General features: G+C 30.8%; 2 protein-coding genes. Both read left to right on the forward strand.

Features of this window, described 5'->3' with window-relative positions:
* Positions 1–709 precede the first annotated feature (709 nt).
* Positions 710–1,765 carry a hypothetical protein gene (locus HNS40_RS22125; RefSeq protein WP_172284888.1) on the forward strand — a complete coding sequence of 352 codons (1,056 nt, stop codon included), beginning with the start codon at positions 710–712 and terminating at the stop codon, positions 1,763–1,765.
* Positions 1,766–1,824: 59 nt separating this feature from the next.
* Positions 1,825–2,250: a hypothetical protein gene (locus HNS40_RS22130; RefSeq protein ID WP_172284889.1), complete on the forward strand. Its 426-nt coding sequence runs from the start codon at positions 1,825–1,827 to the stop codon at positions 2,248–2,250.
* Positions 2,251–2,359 lie beyond the last annotated feature (109 nt).

Genomic DNA, 2,359 nt, shown 5'->3' on the forward strand with positions numbered 1-2,359 from the left:
TGGTGAGTTGGCGAGTTGGCGATGGGGAGAGCTGGTGAATTGGCGAAAGAATATCCTACAAAGGCTCTAACACGTTTTACTATTCCCTTCTAGGATTAGCTTCTATCAATAAAGGGTGCTGTAGCTTGCAGGGGATTGTTTCACTTCGCTCACAATGACAGTGCTTTTATTAGAATAAAGGAGTATAATGATTCTAAACAATATCCAATAATATATAAAATCTATGTAAAATAAATATACTTCAAAAAGGAATGAAATATATTTTGTTAAAATCCTTAAACAGTTCAAAATTTATTTTACTTTTGACGGGCAATTTATACTACAGTTTATCTATTTATGTTTGAAATGAATCCATTTATCCATCTCGGGATTTCTTCTTTTGAAAAGAAGGAAAAGAACACCAAATTGCCATACCCCCCCCCGTGAGATAAATTTGAGTTTTATTTCCATTGAAAAAGAAAATCACAGAGCATTTAGGAATGGAAGAAATATAAAATACCAACTATTTGTATTAGGAAAAAATAATTTTGACCAGATATGGGGCGTGCCTTTGTTTTGGTCTTAAGTGAAAACAAACAGCCCGTCCTAAGCTCCACCACAAATATCTTACCTCTCGGAGTAAAGCCTAGCAACAGACCGTTTGAATTTACAAAGTTAAATTTTTTAATAGAACCAGATAAAAAGAGATGGTTCATAAACACAGTTTATAATGAGAAGAATATATAATATATTTCTATTATTAGGAGTTATTGCTATTACAATGGTAGCATGTGAGAAAGACGAAGATTACTCCAAACAATCAAACACAGAAAATGAAGTTTATTGGTCAGAAGAAGATGTGAAAATCCAAAATCAGATTTTAGATTTCCAGAATAAAATTAAAAACAATAGTTTTAAGGATGGGGAAATGATGAGTGTTGAAGATGCCGTTTGGAATATGGAAGCGTTGCTTAATTTTAATTACTCTACACCTGATTTACAAATTAACAACTTGACTGTCGATAAGTCCTTTATAATTGATTTAAGTGTTGAAAATGACATGGTATCTTATTCTGATGTCGTGGCAGCTGTTTTTGAAATGGAGGAACACTTATTAGCTACATTGAATTCTTTACCTGGAGCTGATAATTTTATTTTTGCTACTGATATCAGTATTGGTAATAATGAGCTGAAAAATGGTTCATTAAAAATCTCAATGACCACAGGTTTTGGGAGTGAGTATGTTGATAATCCTGGTGTATATATACCTTTTGGAGAAAATGATTATTGGCGATATGGTTATGGAGAAGGAGGCTGTGGCATAAATAATTCTGATAACTCTGATGCCGCTAAAGAGATCGAATACAAAATAAATAATATTGAGAATATTGAATTAATTGACCCTTATGTAGATTCATATATTGTAGATTTAACACCAAAAGAGATTATTGCAGATAATTATGCAAATCCAGATGATGTTCCAAATTCGAATGGAATACTTCTAGATAATTGGTTAGATTATGCTATGTATTATGAAATGGAACGTATAGAATATCCAATAGATGGATGTCTTGAACCAATTGAGATGAATTTCTATCTTCAGGGAACTCTTGATGTAATTCAAATTGAATTAGCTAATTTACAAATAGCTTACCCTAATAACGAATTAGAATTCGTTTATCTATTCCTAGAAGGAAATACGTTTAGTTATAATGGAGTCAACTCAAAATTACATACTGGAGAAATAACTTTTGGTAAAAGGGTAGTTCGCATTCCAAATGATTAATAATATAAGAAATGAGTATGTTAGACCTGTCTAGCATACTCATTACTAAAATAAATTATATGAATAAAAAATCCTCGGTTCTATTTGTATTTATCCTCATTGCATCTTTAAGTTATTGTCAGAATACTTTTGTAACAACAATATGTAGTCCAAACAATTATCATAGTCCCAAGATATGTGCCCTAGGGAATTCCTATTACATAGCAGCTAATAGAATGCAAGCCAACCTCATTCATAATGCTTGTCTATTTAAGTTAGATATCGAAGGGGTGGTTGTAGATTCATTGATTTTATATAATGATCAATATAGTGTATTGATAAATGAAATGATTAAATTAGATAATGGAAATTTATCAATTCTTGGAACTTCTGAGATAAATGCCACCCCAGGTTTTTATGAGCTATTTTTCTTTGAATTAGACGATGATTTAAACATAATAAATTCTAATTATTATAATAGGGTTACCCATTTAGTTCACAAATAGTTGTATATGAGTATATTATTTTGTAAATTGTATTCAAATTCAGGAACGATGAGGATACTAAAAAACATTGATAGACAGACGTTTAAAGAAAGATTTACAACAAAAGAAG

It is taken from the genome of Lentimicrobium sp. S6 (genome assembly GCF_013166635.1).
Classification (GTDB): Bacteria; Bacteroidota; Bacteroidia; order Bacteroidales; family UBA12170; genus UBA12170.